At 36.6% G+C, this 19,594-nt stretch carries 17 protein-coding genes; 6 read left to right on the top strand and 11 right to left on the bottom strand.

From position 1 onward, the window contains the following. Nucleotides 1-2: 2 nt before the first annotated feature. From AN486_RS13455 to AN486_RS13440, 4 genes are all read left to right on the top strand, one after another. Nucleotides 3-2,627 (top strand): methyl-accepting chemotaxis protein, encoded by a 2,625-nt coding sequence (locus tag AN486_RS13455; protein WP_190382674.1) that lies wholly within the window; start codon nucleotides 3-5, stop codon nucleotides 2,625-2,627. 50 nt (nucleotides 2,628-2,677) lie between these two features. Then, nucleotides 2,678-5,563 (top strand): hybrid sensor histidine kinase/response regulator, encoded by a 2,886-nt coding sequence (locus AN486_RS13450; protein ID WP_053538222.1) that lies wholly within the window; start codon nucleotides 2,678-2,680, stop codon nucleotides 5,561-5,563. Between the two features lie 302 nt (nucleotides 5,564-5,865). Then, nucleotides 5,866-6,360 carry an NUDIX hydrolase gene (locus tag AN486_RS13445; RefSeq protein WP_053541190.1) on the top strand — a complete coding sequence of 165 codons (495 nt, stop codon included), beginning with the start codon at nucleotides 5,866-5,868 and terminating at the stop codon, nucleotides 6,358-6,360. Nucleotides 6,361-6,458: 98 nt separating this feature from the next. Then, nucleotides 6,459-7,268 carry an alpha/beta hydrolase gene (locus AN486_RS13440; protein ID WP_053538223.1) on the top strand — a complete coding sequence of 270 codons (810 nt, stop codon included), beginning with the start codon at nucleotides 6,459-6,461 and terminating at the stop codon, nucleotides 7,266-7,268. Nucleotides 7,269-7,353: 85 nt separating this feature from the next. Here AN486_RS13440 and phnE read toward each other — a convergent pair whose 3' ends face one another. The 8 genes from phnE to AN486_RS13400 all read right to left on the bottom strand — a co-directional run bounded on the left by phnE (nucleotide 7,354) and on the right by AN486_RS13400 (nucleotide 14,753). Continuing rightward, complete coding sequence (gene phnE, locus AN486_RS13435; protein WP_053538224.1) at nucleotides 7,354-8,148, bottom strand: phosphonate ABC transporter, permease protein PhnE; 795 nt, start codon at nucleotides 8,146-8,148, stop codon at nucleotides 7,354-7,356. Between the two features lie 289 nt (nucleotides 8,149-8,437). Further along, the gene (locus AN486_RS13430) at nucleotides 8,438-8,620 is read right to left on the bottom strand and encodes a hypothetical protein (RefSeq protein WP_199924385.1); all 183 of its coding nucleotides are present in this window, start codon (nucleotides 8,618-8,620) and stop codon (nucleotides 8,438-8,440) included. Nucleotides 8,621-8,836: 216 nt separating this feature from the next. Next, nucleotides 8,837-9,610, bottom strand: a complete 774-nt coding sequence (locus AN486_RS13425) for a phosphonate ABC transporter ATP-binding protein (protein WP_053538226.1) — start codon at nucleotides 9,608-9,610, stop codon at nucleotides 8,837-8,839. 106 nt (nucleotides 9,611-9,716) lie between these two features. Beyond that, the gene (locus AN486_RS13420) at nucleotides 9,717-10,688 is read right to left on the bottom strand and encodes a phosphate/phosphite/phosphonate ABC transporter substrate-binding protein (protein ID WP_053538227.1); all 972 of its coding nucleotides are present in this window, start codon (nucleotides 10,686-10,688) and stop codon (nucleotides 9,717-9,719) included. 1,077 nt (nucleotides 10,689-11,765) lie between these two features. Then, nucleotides 11,766-12,302 (bottom strand): hypothetical protein, encoded by a 537-nt coding sequence (locus AN486_RS26680; protein WP_325064642.1) that lies wholly within the window; start codon nucleotides 12,300-12,302, stop codon nucleotides 11,766-11,768. Beyond that, complete coding sequence (locus AN486_RS13410) at nucleotides 12,268-14,046, bottom strand: LamG-like jellyroll fold domain-containing protein (protein ID WP_290601041.1); 1,779 nt, start codon at nucleotides 14,044-14,046, stop codon at nucleotides 12,268-12,270. The genes AN486_RS26680 and AN486_RS13410 overlap by 35 nt, the downstream gene beginning before the upstream one ends. Further along, nucleotides 13,991-14,119: a hypothetical protein gene (locus AN486_RS13405; RefSeq protein ID WP_290601039.1), complete on the bottom strand. Its 129-nt coding sequence runs from the start codon at nucleotides 14,117-14,119 to the stop codon at nucleotides 13,991-13,993. The genes AN486_RS13410 and AN486_RS13405 overlap by 56 nt, the downstream gene beginning before the upstream one ends. Before the next feature lie 136 nt (nucleotides 14,120-14,255). Beyond that, nucleotides 14,256-14,753, bottom strand: a complete 498-nt coding sequence (locus AN486_RS13400; protein WP_053538230.1) for a pentapeptide repeat-containing protein — start codon at nucleotides 14,751-14,753, stop codon at nucleotides 14,256-14,258. A gap of 181 nt (nucleotides 14,754-14,934) precedes the next feature. Here AN486_RS13400 and gcvT point away from each other — a divergent pair, with 181 nt between their 5' ends. Both gcvT and gcvH read left to right on the top strand, forming a co-directional pair. Then, nucleotides 14,935-16,092, top strand: a complete 1,158-nt coding sequence (gcvT, locus tag AN486_RS13395) for a glycine cleavage system aminomethyltransferase GcvT (RefSeq protein WP_205748657.1) — start codon at nucleotides 14,935-14,937, stop codon at nucleotides 16,090-16,092. An 81-nt stretch (nucleotides 16,093-16,173) separates the two neighbouring features. Then, a complete protein-coding gene (gcvH, locus tag AN486_RS13390) occupies nucleotides 16,174-16,566 on the top strand; it encodes a glycine cleavage system protein GcvH (RefSeq protein WP_053538231.1) in 393 nt (130 codons plus the stop codon). 51 nt (nucleotides 16,567-16,617) lie between these two features. On the opposite strand, the gene AN486_RS13385 is transcribed toward gcvH, so the two are convergent. The 3 genes from AN486_RS13385 to AN486_RS13375 all read right to left on the bottom strand — a co-directional run bounded on the left by AN486_RS13385 (nucleotide 16,618) and on the right by AN486_RS13375 (nucleotide 19,506). After that, nucleotides 16,618-17,445, bottom strand: a complete 828-nt coding sequence (locus tag AN486_RS13385; protein ID WP_053538232.1) for a class I SAM-dependent methyltransferase — start codon at nucleotides 17,443-17,445, stop codon at nucleotides 16,618-16,620. A 9-nt stretch (nucleotides 17,446-17,454) separates the two neighbouring features. Then, a complete protein-coding gene (locus tag AN486_RS13380) occupies nucleotides 17,455-18,591 on the bottom strand; it encodes a beta-ketoacyl-ACP synthase (protein ID WP_053538233.1) in 1,137 nt (378 codons plus the stop codon). A 132-nt stretch (nucleotides 18,592-18,723) separates the two neighbouring features. After that, a complete protein-coding gene (locus AN486_RS13375; RefSeq protein WP_053538234.1) occupies nucleotides 18,724-19,506 on the bottom strand; it encodes a peptidylprolyl isomerase in 783 nt (260 codons plus the stop codon). Nucleotides 19,507-19,594 lie beyond the last annotated feature (88 nt).

Below are 19,594 nucleotides of genomic sequence, written 5' to 3'. Positions count from 1 at the left end.
ATATGTTGAATAAGACTGATATCAAACAAAGTAGCAATTCTCAAAATAAAGCATCTTTAATTTCTCCAGCTAAAGTTGTTGATAATAGAGGAAAAAGTTCCAGCTATCAGAGGTTTTGGTATGAGGGATTAGAATATTTGCGACAATTTAATTTGAGTACCAAATCTATAATTTTGTCTATCGCTATTGGTACTTTACCAGTTTTGGGAATTGGTGCGATCGCTTATATGTTTGGTAGTAAGTTAATTACAAAGCAAATTATTACATCCCAAGAAAATACAGCAATTAATTTAAGTGATAAAGTTAATAACTTTATTGGACAACGCTATGGAGATATTCAGATCCTATCTAATATATCTTTTTCAAGTCCGATGAAAGCTCGCAAAAAAGCAGGAACAGAAAAATCTAGGCAAATATCGAAAGTTGATACCAGCACAATTAATATAGAAACAAAAGCCTCCTTAGATAGCTTGATCAAAAATAGTAATGTTTATGATAGTGTAGCCATATTTGATCTTAATGGACAAGTGATGATGCAATCATCAGGAGAATCTTTAACTCCAGAAAAAAAACTGACCTATTTTCAAGAGGTAATTAAACAGAATATTCCTATTATTAGTCAACCAGAAATAGTTAAAAATATCGGCACAGTGATTTACATAGCTGCACCAATTAAGGATGCAGTGGCGGGTAATACTATTGGTATAGTCAGAACCCGTTTGCCTATAAAGGCTTTAAAAAAAGTAATCAAAGGTTATATAGATGAGACTCATCAATATTATTTTTTAGATGCAACAGGAAAAATTTTAATTAGTTCTTATGAGGATGTATTAGATGAAAAATTGGTCAATATATATCCGAGTTTAACTAATGTTTTGAGTGCAAAAAATATTGATACATTTACAGCCATTGCCAAAAATAATCAAAAACAGCAACTTATTAGTTACATACCATTTTCCCAAATATCAGGTTTACCGGATATTAAGTGGCAATTAATCGTAGAAAAAGATATAGCGATCGCATTTAAGCAACAAAGAGAATTTTTGACATTAACTGCTAGTACAACACCATTAATCGCATTATTAATGACGTTGCTTGTAGCTTGGTTAAGTCAGCGGATTAATGCTAAGATTGCTAATACATCCATTACAGAAGGTGAGGCAATTCAGGAGCAAATAAATCTAAGTGTATTTAACAAACAAGAAGATCAAGCAAGAGAAATTGAATGGTTAAAATTACTGCTAGAGGTAACTAGAAAAATTCGGCTAAATCTTCAGTCCGAAGCTATTTATCAAACAGCAATTTCTGAAGTTAGTCATATTCTAAAAACAGATAGAGTTATCATTTATAAACTCCACCGGAAAACTCAAGCTGTCAAAGTAATTGCTGAATCGGTAATTGATGATTGTCAAAAAATGCTCGGTGTATATAACAATGATTCCCACTGGCGAGAACTTGGCAAAAATCATCAATTTGAGGCCATATCAGACGTTGAACAAGAGGTAAATTTAACTAATAGTTATATCGAGTGGTTAAAGAAGTTTTCTGTACAAAGTAGTTTAACAGCACCAATTTTAAGTCATGGAGAAATTCAAGGATTCTTGATTGCTCATCATTGTCATCATCCTCATGTTTGGCAAGTTGAAGAAATTAATTTTTTAACCCAAATTGCTACCCAAGTCGGCTATGCTTTAGAACAATCTCATCTGTTAGTAGAGATTAGAAAATTGAAAGCTAATAGTCAAACAAATATTAATCAAGACTCTCTAGAACTTCAGAATTTTCAGGATAGTATTCAGCCAATTGTTAACCAAATTCAACAAGCTGTTAGTGAAGTAAATGGTTATTTAGAAAAATTCACCACAGAGGCAATCATAGAACCTGAAAAAATGCACCAAAGCTTAGAAACTATTGAAAATATGACCATTGCTATTCAATCTATCGCTGATATAGCACAGCAAGCTGCAATCATTGTTAATGATGCTAACCATACAGCTACTAAAACTGGAGCAGAGATGGATTTAACACTGCAAAATATTGGCTATGTCCAAGAAACGGTTGATGAAATAACTAAAAAAGTAAGACGTTTAGGGGACTCCTCTCAACAAATTTCTCGTGTGGTTTCCATAATTAATCAAATTTCCATGCAAACTAATTTATTAGCAATTAATGCGGGAATTGAAGCTGCAAGAGCCGGAGAAGAAGGTCAAGGTTTTGCAGTGGTCGCTGAAGAAGTTGGCGAATTAGCCGCCAGAAGTGCAGCCGCTACTCAAGAAATTGAGGAAATAATTGCCAAAATTCAACAAGAAACAGGTGAAGTATTAAAAACTATGTCAATGGGAACTAATCAAGTTACCCAAAGCAGTAATATTATTGAAAATGCCAAGCATAATTTACAACAAATCGTTGATGTATCTCAGCAAATATATACCTTAGTTCAGTCAATTTTAAGTTCTACTCAATCTCAAGTTCAAACATCACAAATTGTGAGTCAAACTATTAAAGATATTACCCTTGTATCAGCACGTAATATTCATAATTCGCGTCAAGTTTCCCAATCTTTACAAAAAGCAGTAGATATTTCTCAAGAGTTAAAAGATACTATTGAGACTTTCCCACCTAATTGATATTCTCATTTGTTCTGAATTAATAAATAATGACTAAGGACTAATGACTAATGACTAAAGATAAAGAATTGGAAATCCAGATGCAATTTCTGGAAGAAGCAACTGATTATCTCAATACTTTAGAAGGGGTATTACTGGAAATTGACATCAGCAAACGTATTGAATTAGAACATATCAACGCTGCAATGCGAGCCGCCCATTCTATTAAAGGTGGAGCAGCAATGATGGGATTTCGCGTATTAAGTGATTTAGCTCATAAATTGGAAGATGCCTTTAAAGTTTTAAAGACTCAAAAAGATTCTTTGGAACTTGATACTCATTTACAAAGTTTATTACTATCTAGTGTTGATTGGCTACGACAGATTGTTGAGTTACTGGCAAAGGGTAATAATCTGGATGATAGTTGGTTAAGAAAATTTTGTTATCCCGTTTTTGACGAACTTTATGAGCGTTTAGGTGAACCGACTCCAGAAAATATCACAACTTTGCTATCATCCGAAGATGATACAGAAATTATCCCTTTATTATTTGAAACTGAAGTTGAAGAGTATTTACAACACCTAGAAGCTAGATTAAAAAATAGTAATAAATCGGGATTAAGAGCAGAGTTGGTAATGATGGCAACTGAGTTAGGTGGGTTAGGAGAAATGCTGCAATTAACAGCTTTTACCCAACTATGTCAATCAGTTAGCCATTATTTAGAAACTTACCCTGATAGTTGTTTAGAAATTGCTAATTTAGCATTAAAAGCATGGCGACAATCTCAAAATTTAGTATTAAGTAATCAACGAGATAATTTACCAACTAGAATTGATTTTGGTGAAGTTATTCATGATCGTCCTCTGATTTTAGCAAATCAGCAAGATCATTTATTGTATAAATCAGCTATTTCTGATTTTGATTTATTAGAAAATGTTGAATTATCTCCAGAAAGTGCTGATAGAGTATCAACCTCAGAAAATATCCCCATAGATTATAAATATACTGAACGTAAAAGTGATATTAATTCACCGCCTAAAGAAAGGGAAAACCAGGAAAATACAGTTAGAGTTCCTAGTAAACATTTAGAAAAAATTAATGATTTATTTGGAGAAGTTATTATTCAACGTAATGGGTTAAATGTGCAAATGGAAAGATTACGTAAATTGGTGCGTAATCTCAGTCAAAGAGTCCAAATTCTTGATCAAGAAAATCAAGAACTGCGAACAGCTTACGCAAAAATAATAACTCATAATCATGGTAATCAAGAAGTAGAAAATAATTTTATAGAACAAGATAGCTATCAAAAATTGAATTTATTATCTCAAAATGTGATGGAAACTATTGTCCAAGTTGCAGAAGTTACCAGTGATATCCAATTAAGTGTGGACGATACAGACCAAATAGCAAGAAAACTAAATAAAACTTCTAAACAATTACAAAGACAATTAACCCAGGTGAGAATGCGTCCTTTTTCCGATTTAGTAGAACGTTTTCCTAGAGCTATTAGGGATTTAAACGTTGAGTATGGAAAAAATGTGCAATTAAAAATTGAAGGTGGAAATACTTTAATTGAAAGAGGTATTTTGGAGGCTTTAAATGAGCCTTTAATGCACTTGTTACGCAATGCTTTTGATCATGGAATTGAAGATCCTATTACTCGGAAAAAGCAAGGAAAAAGTGAACAAGGTTTGATTGAAATGAAAGCTGTCTATCATAGTAATCGCACGATTATTACTATTCGTGATGATGGTCAAGGTATTTCTTTAGAAAAAATTCGTCACCGCGCCTTAAAAATGGGTTTGGACGATTCTTTATTAGCGAGCGCTAGTGATGAAGATCTACTATCATTAATTTTTGAACCAGGATTTAGCACCTCAGAACAGGTAACAGCGTTGTCTGGTCGGGGTGTAGGCATGGATGTAGTCCGTAATAACCTGAAATTAGCGCGAGGAGATGTGAATGTTGACACCCAAGCTGGAGTGGGGACGAAGTTTACCTTATCAGTACCATTTACCCTGTCAGTTGCGCGGGTTTTATTGGTTGAGAGCGATCGCTTGGTGTTAGCATTTTTTACAGACGTAATTGAGGAAATTTTCTTGCTAGAACAGGAACAAATCTTCTCCCAAAACGGGAAAGAATTTATTAACTGGCAAAACAATCAATTACCATTACTGCGTCTCAATAGTTACTTTGAATTTAATTGCTCCCGCTACAATAACCTGGAATTAGAAACTCTGCCGATCATTAATGCTATAAGTGTATTGATAGTCAAACATGATCATCAACAAGTCGCAGTTCAAGTAGAACGTTGCTGGGGTGAACAAGAAGTAGCTATTCGTCAAGTAGAAGGTAATATTCCCCTTCCCAGTGGTTTTAACAACTGTACAATTCTGGGTGATGGTCGAGTAGTTCCCCTCATTAACACTAATGATTTAATATCATGGATTACAAAAAATGAACGTCCCCACATCAGTAATAAATTACCAACAACAAGACTACAAACTGCATTCCTCAAACCGCCAAAAGTACCCACTATCAATCAACCTAGTCGCCAAAAAGGCATAATTTTGATTGTTGATGATTCCATTAATGTCCGTCGTTATCTAGCACTAACCCTGGAAAAAGGTGGATATCAAGTAGAACAGGCTAAAGATGGTCAAGAAGCTTTAGAAAAGCTAGAAAGTGGTTTGCAAGTCCAAGCAGTGATCTGTGATATTGAAATGCCTCGTATTGACGGTTATAGCTTTTTAGAGCGAATCAACAACAATACAGAGTTGAGAAATATTCCTGTCGCTATGTTAACCTCCCGTAGTAGTAGTAAGCATCGTCAGTTAGCTATGCAATTAGGAGCAAAAGCTTATTTTTCTAAACCGTACAATGAGCAAGAATTATTACGGACATTAGAAGAAATAATTTTCCAGATTGCAGAAACAACATTAATTCGTAATTCGTAATTTGGAATTCGGGCGTTGCTGAATCGAGGTATGAAATTTCCAAATTGAACCTTTAAAAATCTTACCTTTGCGTCTACTCTTCGAGATCACGAAGCGTGATTGCGCCTTTGCGTGAGACTAAAATTCATACCCTTAATCAGCAACGCCGGAATTCGTAATTCGTAAGTAGGTGAACACAATAAAACCAAACTGTGTAAAGAAACGTAAAATCGCCCAAACCCTCTTGCCTCTTGCCTTTTGCCTTGTCATAACGACAATTTTCAATGTTAACCTACTTAGAATACAACAAAGTAATTTTCAACTTGAACATTCTTGCTTTTTTTACACCAATGATTCAGTCCACACGAAGTTTATGGCATTTTGGACAAACGGTACTGGGTATTATATTCCGCCACCCCATTACTGGTACAAGTATTATTCCTATTTTACCTGATGGTCAGATTGTCCTCATTAGGAGAAAGGATGATGGTCGTTGGTCATTACCTGGTGGTATGGTGGATTGGGGAGAAGATGTTCCTCATGCAGTCCGTCGGGAATTGATAGAGGAAACAGGGTTAGAAGTAGTTAAAATCCGCCGTTTAGTGGGGGTTTACTCTTCACCAGATCGTGATCCTCGGATTCACTCTATCTGTATTACTGTTGAAGCTGAAGTTCAAGGAGAAATGGCAGTCAAAGATACTTTAGAAGTTATGGAAATTCAAGCTTTTCCTCCTAGTTCTTTGCCAAAACCAGATATGTCTCATGATCATTTTCGTCAGTTACAAGACTACTTAAATGGTTTAACAACACTTGCGTAAAAGATGGAAAATTTAAAATTCTGGGTTGGGAAATTAACTCTAAAGTCTATAATTGGAAATTGCACAACTTAGACACCTAAATTAGTAAGTTAAAATAAATGAATATTTTATTTCGTAACTCCCGAATAAAACTTAGTCAAGGGGTATTGTTTTGGCGTGAAGTTGGTACAGGAATACCCGTAGTTTTTCTACATGGTGCATGGAATGATGGTAGCGAATGGGTATCCACAATGGAATTATTAGCTGAAAACATCCATTGCTTTTCACCTGATTTGTTAGGTTTTGGTGAATCAGCAAATCCTAAAATTCACCATTCCATAGATTTACAAGTCGAGTGTTTAGCTGATTTTTTAAAAGCTTTAAAATTAGAAAAGGTCTATTTAGCTGGTAATTCTCTAGGAGGTTGGATTGCGGCTAGTTATGCTTTAAAATATCCAGAACAAATATCTGGCTTAATATTGTTATCACCAGAGGGTGTTGCAGCGGAAGATAAAAAAGAGGAATGGCAAAAAAAACGGCGGTTATTTAATTGTTCACCCTTAATAATTAAATTTTTACGCTTAATTATGCCTTTTATCAAATTGATTGGTTGGGAGGGAAAAATTGCTAGAGATTTAGAATTAAGACAAACATTGTTACAATCTTCCACAGCTTGTCAATTACTTTTTAATCGCCAGCAACCAGAAATAGCAGCAGAATTATTAGAAAAACGCTTACCGGAAATCAATGTTCCCTGTTTGATTTTGCAAGGTGGTCAAGATACACAATCTGCTATATCAAAAAGTAATACTTATGCCCGATTAATTCCCGAAGTTCAGTTACATAATATTGCTCATGGAGAAAGTAATTTACCAGAAACTTGTGCCAGTGTTGTCGCTGAAGCTATTTGGGATTTTATTAATCAGTAGTCAGGAGTCAGGAGTCAGGAGGAAGAATTGGTAAGATTTTTGGAATAATTGAACGCAGATAAACGCAGATAAACGCAGATAAATACTAAATTGACTCTAAGTATCGGCGTAATTTACTACTAAACCAATCAATAACTGTGACTACTACTAATAGCACTAACATCATGGTTGTGGCTTTGGTATATTCAAAACCATCTATATAGCTTTTTAATTGAAATCCTATTCCCCCAGCACCAACTACTCCTAAAACTGAAGCAGCACGAATGTTATATTCAAACATCCATAGGGTATAACCTAATCCTAAAGGTAATATTTGCGGCAATATCCCATACTGAGCAATTTGTATTTTTGATGCTCCAATTACCTGTAAAGACTCTAAGGAATGATAATCTACTGATTCTATCGCTTGTTGATAAAATTTAGCAAGATAGCCAATAGTATATATTGATAATGCCAATGTTCCAGCGGGTGCGCCTAAACCTGTAGCAGCTACAAAGATTAAACCTAAGATAATTGAAGGTACGGAACGCACAGCATTTTGCAGTAAGTTTGCTATCCATCTTAACCATAAAGGGGCGATATTATTAGAACTGGCTATGGCAATTGGTAAGGATAAAACTGCACCTATGGATGTTCCCCAGACGGACATCTGCACGGTTTCAATTAATCCTTTAATGGCAATGTCTAAAACTTGCAAGTTGGGAGGAAATAACCGAGAAATGAAGTCTGTGATAAAAGGCCAGCTATCTTTTAATAATTTCAGATCAACTTTTAATCCTTGTAATGCCCAAGTGTAAACTCCTATCATTAATAGGAAGACAAGTGAAGGCATAAACCAAGGATAACGATGAAAAATTTGTGAATTAGAAAATTTTTTCATTTTTTAAATTACTCCATATAATTTTAATTATTTTATTTAGGGTTTGCTGATAGCGCAGCGTGGCGTTAGGGAACACCAAAAAATAAATTACCCAATTTTGTGGGATGGGCATCCTGCCTGTCCTTGATGATTAGCAGGCAAGATGCCCGCACCACAAGAAATTTTTGGGTATTTTTTTAATTGGAAGTCCCTTAGAGGATGTTTGAAACCCACATTCAGCATGAGTAAATATACTCAAAATATTTTCCCCAGCAGGTTATTTTGTCAAAAAAAGAATTTCATAAAACAGCTAAAACCCAATCATAATAACCACTTTATGCTTTTTGCCATACATGGAGGTATTCAATGAATTTAATCTCAAACCAACTAATTTATTGACATTATTCTCAATAAACTTGATTCTAACTTTAAGTATATCGGCGATGGCTACGCCGCGCCGAAGGCATCGCCCTAATATAGAATTGCGTGTCATTGTCTGAAAGCCTTGTTATCATTGGGTTATGGATAATTCCGAAAATTCAAAAAACACCTGCTGAATGTGGGTTTTCAGCAAACCCTATTTAGATAAGTAGGTGAACACAATAAAACCAAACTGTGTAAAGAAACGTAAAATCGCCCAAAACCTCTTCACTCTTGCCTCTTGCCTCTTGCCTTTTGCCTTGCCATAACGACAATTTTCAACGCCAACCTACTTAGTTGATAAAAATCGCTGTTGTAAATTTTCACATTTGCCATCATAAACTACTTTTCCATTATCTAAAATAATCGCTCTTTGAGCGTATTCTTTAGCTAGAGCTAAGTCATGTAAAACGGTAATTATAGTTAATCCTTGTTGATGCAATTCTGATAAAGTTGCCATGACTTGTTGTGAGGCTACCACATCTAAACCTGTGGTGGGTTCATCGGCTAAAAGTATTTGTGGAGATTGCATTAATGCTCTAGCGATCGCTACTTTTTGTTGTTGTCCACCGCTTAATTTACTAGTTTTTTGATATGCTTGTTCTTGCAAACCTAGTTGTGTTAATAATTCTAAGGCTAATGGGCGATCGCGTTGCCCAAATCCCCATAAAGTTTGCCTCGTTTTTCTCACCCCCAACCTGCCACACAAAACATTATCAATTGCTGATAATTGGCGAATTAACCCCCCTCCCTGAAATAGCATTCCCACATCTCGACGGATTTGCGGTAAGTTTTGCTCACTTACAGACACACCATTAATTTTAATTTCCCCCTTAATCAAGGGAACTAAACCCACAAGTGATTTTAATAATGTTGATTTACCTGCCCCATTCAATCCTAGCAAGACTACAAATTCACCTTGATCAATTTGGCAATTAATATTATTTAAAATTGGTCGCTGTAGAGATGAAATATAACCTGTTTGCAAATGACAACATTCAATAAAATTCACGTTACTTGTGGATAAATGATAATTTGTAATTACTTGAGAGTCAAGAGTCATAGCTAGTTTTGTGAAAGTTTCATCAAAAAATCATAATTTCGTCAGAATTAAGAATTTTATTGGCAATATTCCTAATTCCTAATTCTTAATGCTGACCTCTAAAGTATTATTCCATTCCCGCATTTTTTAGTGCTTCTCGCACTGGTTGAAGATGACGATTATGATCAACTCTTACCAATTCTGTGGAATTATATAAACTGCTTAGTAATTGATTATTTTCTGATTTATTTAACTTCAACAAAGCATTAATTAGCTTTTCTCTTGTAACAACTGGAACATCATCATCAATGGCAATACCATGAGCCGGAACACCGGAAATTTTATGTAATATCCTGACTTTATCTCTATTTTCAGCCGCCAAATAGGGAGGGAAAAGAGCATATTCTGAGACTACAGCTACATCCGCTTGACCTCTAATTACAGCATCTAAAGCTTTACTATAATTTCCACCATAACTAACTTTACCAAAGAAGCTTTCCAAGCGATCGCGGTTAGGCACGAAACCCTGTTTTACTAACTCACTCACTGGAAAAAGAAACCCGGAACCAGATGTAGGAGAAGTAAAAGCAATAGTTTTTCCTCTGAGTTGTTCTAAAGTTGCTTTTGGAGAATTTTTACTTTTCAATTGGCTGTTACTAGGAACAACAAAAATAGAATTATAAGTATATCTACCAGAGTAATTTTTGCGAACTTCTGCCAAATATAACCGAGAATTTGCTAATTGTTCAGCCTTTAAAGCCGGACGACTACTTAAAAATGCTACATCAGCCCGATTCGCTCTTAAAGCTTCTACTGCGGCTGTCTCATCACCTACTTGCGCTTTAACGGGTATGCCTAATTCCTTAGACAAAAAGGCAGCTACATTATTAGCTTTATTTTGCAAGTCAGTAGAATCAGAGCGAGTGGGAAAAACTATAGTTAAAGGGTTGATTTTCTGAGCAATTAAGCGTGGTGCTGGTTGATTTTGCAAAGGGTTAGCTATGGCTAGATGCGGAGAATCCAAACCGCTCAACACTATTCCTGTCAATGCTAACAATCCGCCACCAACACCCCAAAAGCTTTTTTTACCCACTACCATTTTTTTACCCCACTAAGAATTATGTTCAATACTTTTGCAAATTACTTGCAATTAACTCCATCAAAAACTATAAACTTTTTAAGAATAAAAGTCAATAAGCAAAATTTTTTTACCCTGACTTTCCGTACTTCATTATGTAATATGCGTAAGGTTCTAAAATCTCATTAACAATAGTTAAATAAATAACACAAATTACCAATAAACTTAAGTATTAATATATAGTATAATGGCTATTAGAGACTTCCAATTAAAAAAATATCCCAAAATTTCTTGTGGTGCGGGCATCTTGCCCGCTAATAATACGAGGACACGTGAGTTAGGAGTTCGGAGTTTCTCCTTCGGAGACGCTACGCGAACGGAGTTATGATTTTTTCAACGAGAGAATAAGGGCTTGAGACTCCTACGTGGGGTGAGTTTTCCACAAATTATCGTTATGTCGAACTCACGTGAGGACCGGCAAGACTTGTACTGAGCTTGTCGTTAGCGTAGCGTGGCGTTAGCCATAGTATGCCCATCATCCCACATCCCACAAGATTGGATAGCTTCGCTATCGCACAACTATAATCTAATAATATGCTCTTAGTTTTATCCTAGATGCTATTTATCAGATAGATTATTCATAATGGCTATATGATAAGCTTGAATTATATAAAATTAATAATACTTTTGATATTTATAAGTTTTAGCAATTGCCTTTAGATTTTCTTAATAATTAATTGATAATCTTTTCTATTTATCAACGAGGTTGCTATAAGTAGGTTAGCATTGAAAATCGTCGTTATGGCAAGGCAAGAGGCAATCATGCAAGAGTGAAGAGGGTTTGGGCGATTTTACTTTTCTTTACATAGATTGGTTTTATTGTGTTCACCTACTCAGAAATGATCTAATTTGAGCGATCGCCAAAATTACCTAGAGGCAGAGCCTCATCAACTGCATTCCTAGTCAGAGACTAGGAACGAGATGTGGTAGGGATTTGAGCTTAAGTTGACACCAATGAAGCTCTTGCTTTACCCCTACAAATATAGGTTTTTCCTGATTGTTCACAACCGCAGATGCCCGTATCCGTCTTAAGCGTCTTTATCCACAAATAGAAAAATGACAGACCACTAGGGTAATATTATCAATCGCCCAAGTATCATCACCCGTATTGGTAAAATTAGTTTGTTGCCAACGGAATTGAGTATGATCAGTTTTAGCTGCATCGGGTAAAGCGATCGCTTGGGGAGTCCAATTAGTGTATTTAGTGGCGTAATTACTAGCTAATAAGGTGGTTAAAGTCGTCCAAGTTTGACCGCCATTGGTGGAATAGGAAACTAACACATCTTCCCCTGCTTCTGGTGCATCTCCTGTGGTTGATATTACATCTTCATCACCATAGGTAGAGCCTTCGTAACTGAAAGGATTTCCCGCTGTATATTTTTGTCCAAAAACAAAGTCAAACTGTAACGCTTTTGTGTCAGTGGTATTTAAAGATTGGGTAGTAGCATAACGCTGATTTGTTTGATTTAGCTTAGAAAGATAGGTTTGGTAAGTATTAGCATAGTCATCACCCCAAGTCCCTCTTTCTTGACGGAGAAAGTCACCTGCACCATCGCCGTTGTAGTCTCCTACAATATCCGGTAATGATATTTACGCCTGGATCAGACCGTAAAGAATCTTGATAGGGATCTCCATTAAAATCCCCTGTTTGAATTATAGCTGAAAAGTCATTAGCAACAGAGGACGGGTAATTAGTATTTACAGTATTAAAAGTACCATCACCTTGAGAAAGATAAGTCGTAACTAATTGGTTATCATAACTCCATTGGAATTTTTGTTGACGAAGAAAATCTGTTTTACCATCACCATTAAAGTCTCCCGTAATCAAGTTAGCAAAGGAATCTTTTAATAGAGATAGAGATACATCTGGCAGAGGAGTGACAATTGCAAAGGGTTTACCAGTAAAATAAAGGGCTTCGCCATTACCGATGGTAGTTCCATTATCTTTTTGTGCTTTTAATACGTCTGCACCTTTGATATCCGCCCATACATTATTGGAGTTGGTGACTACACCAACATTATCAATTGCCCAATTATCTAGGACATAACTAGGTTGTGACCATTTAAACCGAGTAGATTGAGTTTGCGCTTTCGTCGGTAAGTCTATAACGACATTATGCCAGTTTCCGCCCTCTGACTTAGAAGTAAAGCTATCCAACAATACCCAGGTATTGCCATTATCAATAGAATATTCCAGTTTAATGGCCTTATTGTCGTCTACAGTATCTCCATTGGTTGAACCATTGGCAACTGACTGAACACCACTTACGTTATTAATGGTGCTGTTACCACCTAAAATTAAACTAAAACTTAGGTTTCCACCTTGACTAAGATCATAAGGCTGTGAAATGGCATAGCGATCGCCTGTGGTATTGAAAAATTCTAACGCTCCATCTGCATCAGTATTAAGAAAGCTAGTCCCGATTTTACCACCACTAACTTTCCAATCTGTCTCTACTTGAGCATCGGTAAATAAAGCAGAAGTAGGAATAATTTGATTACTTACTCCAGTATAATTCCATTGCAGTTGAGGTGTGCTAACTCCATTTAAACTTTGTGCATCTAATTCAACTTTATAGAGTTTTCCAGCTACTAAATCAATGGTATTTGTACCTGATTGGGTAGTAGGAGTGAAAACACTGCTATAGTCATTTTTGTAAGCTACAAGTTTACTACTCCAAGAATTTACTTGAGATTGATCAGGAGATACAACACCTCGAAAATAACCATTGTTGTGATTAGAACTTTGATCCACAATGGTTTTTAATCCTTGAGGATGATCACCTGCTAAATTAATATTATTAAAAGTTTCAACTTTTAAGCCTTGGGTAAATCCGCTTGCATAATTAGCGATCGCTCTTTCAGGAGATAACCCCACATTATAGAGGGCTACTTCATCAATTACGCCATTAAAATAATTACCATCACCCGTAAGCCTCACAGTATCGGATAAACGGGTATCTTGTTTCATGTAACCAATACCAATATCCTCACTATGGACAGGTATGCTGGTAAAGTTGGTGGTGACAGTCCCAAATGATGCCCCATTGAGATAACCTGTTAAGTTACCTTGATCAAAACTCAAGACAACGTGATATTTATTGTCTTTAACTACTTGAGTCGCTAACCATTCTCCTGCATTTCCAGACCATGCACTGAGTTTTAATTGATCACCATCGAGATAAATATTGAGACCACTTCCTGTGCCACCTTCTTCATAGATAACCTGTTTACCTGTGAGATCATCGGCTTTAAACCAAAGTTCAATACTCCGGGCGGTGGTAAACTTGAGAACCGGAAATTTGTTGTTGGGAAGCACTGCAACCGCTTAAGGCTTTCCATAGACCTGTATTCCGATCTACGACATAAGATAATACAGCTTTTTTAGACATGGAATTTTATGTGGATTATCCACAGACTAGAAGGTATAAAAATTGTAAAATATCCTTTTAGCATAGATACAAGAATTTAAGAATTACTCAATTATTCTTAACGCCCCTTCTGATTAATGAAGGGGATATGGGGTTTTTACTTACATCCTAAAGATTGACGAGTATCTACACCAGTTTTAGAATTTACACCACTGGCATTAACACAGAGCTTTTTCACCTGTAGCATATCTAAAATTGCATTGGTAAAATCAGCACCAGTGACATCAACTGCATCAAAAGTAGAACGCAACATCATCGCCTCTGTAAAAACTGCATCACTTAAATCGGCATCTTTGAATCTTGATAAATAAGCAATTCCTTGACTAAAATCCACACCATGAAAATTTACAGTATCCAATAAAACACCGTTAAATACAGCACCACGTAAATCAGCAGTGCTAAAATTAGTATTTTCTAATTTCACGCTTGTAAACTCAATCCCAATTAAACTTTGTCCAGAAAAGTCCTTCCCCCCGACTCCCTTATTTACAAGAGAATTAGTAACACTAGAAGAACTTGCTGCTTGCGCTGATAAGGGAAACACAAACAACACTAGAGCTAAAATCACACTAGCCAAGATTGAGCGATACTTCATAATTTTTGCTTAATAAATCTCAACAATTCCACCATTAATCATTAAACCGCAGGAAGGATGCAGAAGTGATTTTCTGCTAAATTAACAACGATCTCGTAGGATAGATAAATGTTGAGATGCGATCGCACGTAAACGTCAATATAAATAACTACCTGTGGCTAATCAAGAAAATATTACCTCGTTGCCAGTTGCTCATGGGGAAACCCCCCAAAATTTCCCTGCTTCCCAATCTCTGACACGAACCCCTTTATATCAAATGAGTGTAGAACTCAAAGCCAGATTTACCAGCTTTGGGGGCTGGGAAATGCCCATACAATATAGCAGTATCACCCAAGAACACCATGCCGTTAGGAATACCGCTGGAATGTTCGATATTTCTCACATGGGCAAATTTACCCTCCAAGGTAAAAACCTGATTTCCCAACTGGAGTATTTAGTTCCCTCCGATTTAAGTCGGTTACAACCTGGACAAGCACAATATACCGTATTGCTTAACCCCCAAGGCGGAATCATTGACGACATCATTATTTATTACCAAGATATAGACAGCACTGGTACGCAAAATTTAGTCATCATCGTCAACGCCTCAACTACCGACAAAGACAAAAAATGGCTATTGGCACATCTTGATCTTGATGTAGTCCAATTTCAAGACCTATCACGGGATAAAATCTTAATTGCCGTTCAAGGACCAACAGCAACTCATCATCTGCAATCCCTAGTCACAACAGACTTATCACCCATTAAGGCTTTTGGGCATTTAGAAACGACCATTTTTGGCAAACACGCATTCCTCGCCCGCACAGGTTACACTGGCGAAGATGGTTTTGAAGTGATGGTGGATGCCTCCGTTGGGATAGATTTGTGGCAAAGTTTATATAATGCTGGTGTTATTCCCTGCGGACTTGGTTGTAGAGATACCCTTCGCTTAGAAGCTGCAATGGCACTTTATGGGCAAGATATTGACGATACCACCACACCGCTAGAAGCTGGCTTAGGTTGGTTGGTACATTTAGATACCAAAAGTGATTTTATTGGCAGAGAGGTTTTAATCCAGCAGCAAGCCCAAGGAATATCTCGTAAACTGGTCGGTTTGCAAACACAAGGACGCAATATTCCTCGTCATGGCTACCCCGTATTATCATCTAAACAAGTCGTAGGAGAAGTGACAAGTGGTACTATCTCCCTGACACTCGGTTATCCCATAGCCTTAGCTTACGTTCCCACCCAATTAGCAAAGCTTAAGCAGCAGCTAGATGTGGAAATTCGCGGTAAAGCTTACCCTGCGGTGGTTGTGAAACGCCCATTTTATCGCTCAAAGAATCGTGTTATTAACTGATAATCTTTGAGGTTTTTGAGGAATAATGTCTTTTAGGTTACTCTTGTAACACTATTTTTTTAACGTGGAAGAGAAAGTGATATGTCTTTAGAATATCCCCAGGATTTTCGCTACTTAGATTCCCATGAATATGTTCGTTTAGATGGAGAAATTGCCACTATTGGTATTACTGCGTTTGCTATAGAACAATTAGGTGATATTGTCTTTTTGGAACTGCCAGATATTGGTGATGTTATTACCAAGGGAGAGACATTTGGTTCTATTGAATCCGTGAAGGCTGTTGAAGACTTGAATTCACCTGTTACTGGTACAGTTGTAGAACGCAATGAAGCTTTAATAAATGATCCAGAACAAGTAACTGAAGATCCTTACGGTGAGGGTTGGTTCTTAAAAGTTCGTATCAATGACCCTGATGAAGTGAATGAGGATACATTAACAGCAGATGAATATAGTGCTTTGGTAGAGGGTGTGTAAATAAGTTCATTTACACATTCCCGAAAATGAAAAGAAAGGCTATCAATTAAACTATATCTCAGCTTTTTTGGCAACTTGAAAGGCTGAGATATAGGCGATTTGTATATTTCCTCCATAGTTATTTTCAATCTTTCTTCGTAATTCTGTAAATAAACAATTTCTAGTTTCTATATCTAGTTTTAAGTATGGAGTGTAAGTGCTTAAAAGTAATATAAAGTCATCCATACAATAATTAGCCTTACAGACAACTTGTTCGGAAACTAAATTTTTGAATTTACCTGAGTCAATAGCTTTTTGTCCTAAAGACTGTACTATCTCTTTTTGAGTTTCTATATCTTCATATCTATCCAAGGTTGGAGCATATTTTTGATAAATTTCTCGGAAACTTTGATATATTTCATATTCTGGTTGTGGTATCATATTCCACAGCAAAATTAAAGACCCATCATTCTGTAAAGCTTGATTAATCTTGAGATTACCAAATTCAGGATTAATCCAATGGTAAGAAGTTGCTGCTAAAACAGCATCAAATTTTCCAGGTTCTAGTTCCCATTCTTCAAAGGTTGTCTGATGTATTTCTACCTGTGGATACATTTCACAGTTTTTTCTTGCTAAATTACAAGCTGCTAAATTTGGTTCTAGACAGATCATAGAAAAACCTAATTGAGCAAATGCTAAAGTTGCATTTCCTGGTCCACAACCTAATTCTAGAATATTAGCTTTGCTGGAAAGTTGGGCTGCTTGTACAGCACCATTAATAATTTCTTGTGGATAGCGAGGTCTGAATTTATTATAAGTTTCTGCTACATGAGAATACCAGTTTTTTCTGGTTTCTAAGTCTTGAGAATATAAGTTTTTAAGTATTTCTAGTTCTTTCATGATTGATCCTTAATTCCCTAAAGCTATCACAGCATTTTGTCCACCAAAACCAAAGCTAAAACATAGGACTTGCTGAATTTTACTTTCTTGTGCTGAAGGGATGAAGTTTAAATTAAATTCTGGTTGCTGAAGTCCTACGCAGGGGGGCAAAATTTGCTGTTGCAATGCCATGAGTGAAAAGGCTACACCTAAAGCTCCTGATGCTCCTAATGTATGACCTGTGCTACCTTTGGTGGAACTAATCGCTAATTTTGGTGAAAATAAGTGTTGAATAATTTTACTTTCTATCCGGTCATTTAACTGGGTGGCTGTACCATGAGTGTGAATATAGTCTATGTCTGTGAGTGAAATATGACTACGTTCTAAACATTGCTTAATGGCTATGATGGCACTTTTACCTAATGGTTCTGGTGAGTTTCCATGATATGCGTCTGCTGTCAAGCCAAAACCTAATATTTCTCCATAAATTTTAGCTTGTCGTTGGGCTGCTAACTCCGCAGATTCAAGAATCAAAATAGCACCACCTTCACCTAGTACCAAGCCTTCTCGCTGTAAGTCAAAGGGATAAGCACCTGTTTTGGCTAAAGCCCCCATTTGCCTAAATCCGGCAATTGTTAGGGGGGTTATGGGTGCTTCTATTGCCCCTGTAATTACTCGTTGGTATTGCCCGGTTTTAATTAACATTGTAGCCTGAGCGATCGCCCAAATTCCCGTTGCACAAGCAGCCATTGGTGCTAAAACTGCTGCTGTTGAGCCTATTTTTCGGGCTATAGCGATCGCATTCATTTGCGGTAGAGTATTTAACCAATTGTCTAAGTTTGATTCTGCCTCTTCCTGATACATCTGTCGTGCCATGATCTCCCAAGATGCTTGATAACCCCGACTAGAACCAATTACTACAGCACAATCAAACAAAGGTGCTACCAATTCGGCATCTTGTAGGGCTGAATTAACAACTATTTCTGCGAGTGTATTTAATAAAGAGGGTTTTTCAGCAATTAATCCCAGGGGAAATATTCCCAATTCTGGAAATATTTGATGTAATTTAATCCCCGTTTTTCCTAATAATAAATTTTGCCAACTATCTTCTAAGCTTTTACCTAAAGCAGAAACTAAACCAATCCCAGTAACAACAACTTTAACCAATTTTAGATTTTATATAATAACTGAGGAGTCAGGAGGTAGGGGCGCAGGGCCTGCGCCCTTTCTCAGGAGTCAGAAGTCAGAAGTCAGAATACTTATAAAATCACAAATCAACAACTGACAACTGACCACTAACTACTGAGGAATTTTCAGATTTTCTGCACCTTTCGTGACTTTAGCAGACTCAATGCGATCGCCTTGCTGGATTTTGTTAACTACCTCAAAACCTTTAGTAACATTACCAAACACGGCATAGTTACCATCCAAGAACGATAAATCTGCTAAAGCAAAGTAAAATTGAGAAGAAGCAGAATCCGGGGATTGTGATCTAGCCATAGCGATCGCTCCTTGCTTGTGCTGTAACACAGGCTTCTCAGTAATAGTCTTACTGTAAATAGGATCTTTTGCGCCTTTTGGTTTAATTTCTAACGGTATCCGACGCTCATTTCCAGTTTGAGGATCAATATAACCACCGGTTCCCAATCTACTTTCGGGAAATTTGGGGTCTTTACCTTGTGGATCTCCACCTTGAACTACAAAAGGCTGAGGTTCGCGCACAACACGATGGAATACTAAACCGTCATAAACACCTTTTTGTACCAAATCCACAAAATTACCGCCAGTAATTGGTGCATTTGTCCCATCTATTTCAATCTCAATTTGTGTGGGATTAACTACTTCTCCACGCTTCACCGTCATCACCACCGTAGCCTTACCTTCAAGACGTGGTAAACCTTTGATTCCAGGAACACTCTCGCTAATAGTTTCTGATACTGTTTTTGCACTAGTAGTCGTGTCTGAGGTAGCTGTTGCAGTTGGGGATGCACTAGACGATGTTGTATTACTCGCACATCCTCCCAAAGTTAAAGCGCCAATCATCAATAGAACTACAAAAAATTGTGGAAATTTAAACCGCATTGTTAGTGACTGCATTAATCAAAATATCTTAATTTGTTCTTGCCCATTCCTGAAGTTTGGATTTTAAATTGTGAAAATAACTTGACCT

The sequence above is a fragment of the Anabaena sp. AL93 genome (assembly GCF_001672085.1).
Taxonomy (GTDB): domain Bacteria; phylum Cyanobacteriota; class Cyanobacteriia; order Cyanobacteriales; family Nostocaceae; genus Dolichospermum; species Dolichospermum heterosporum.
The sequence above is the reverse complement of the archived record's forward strand: the minus strand, read 5'-3'. Positions and strand labels throughout refer to the sequence as shown.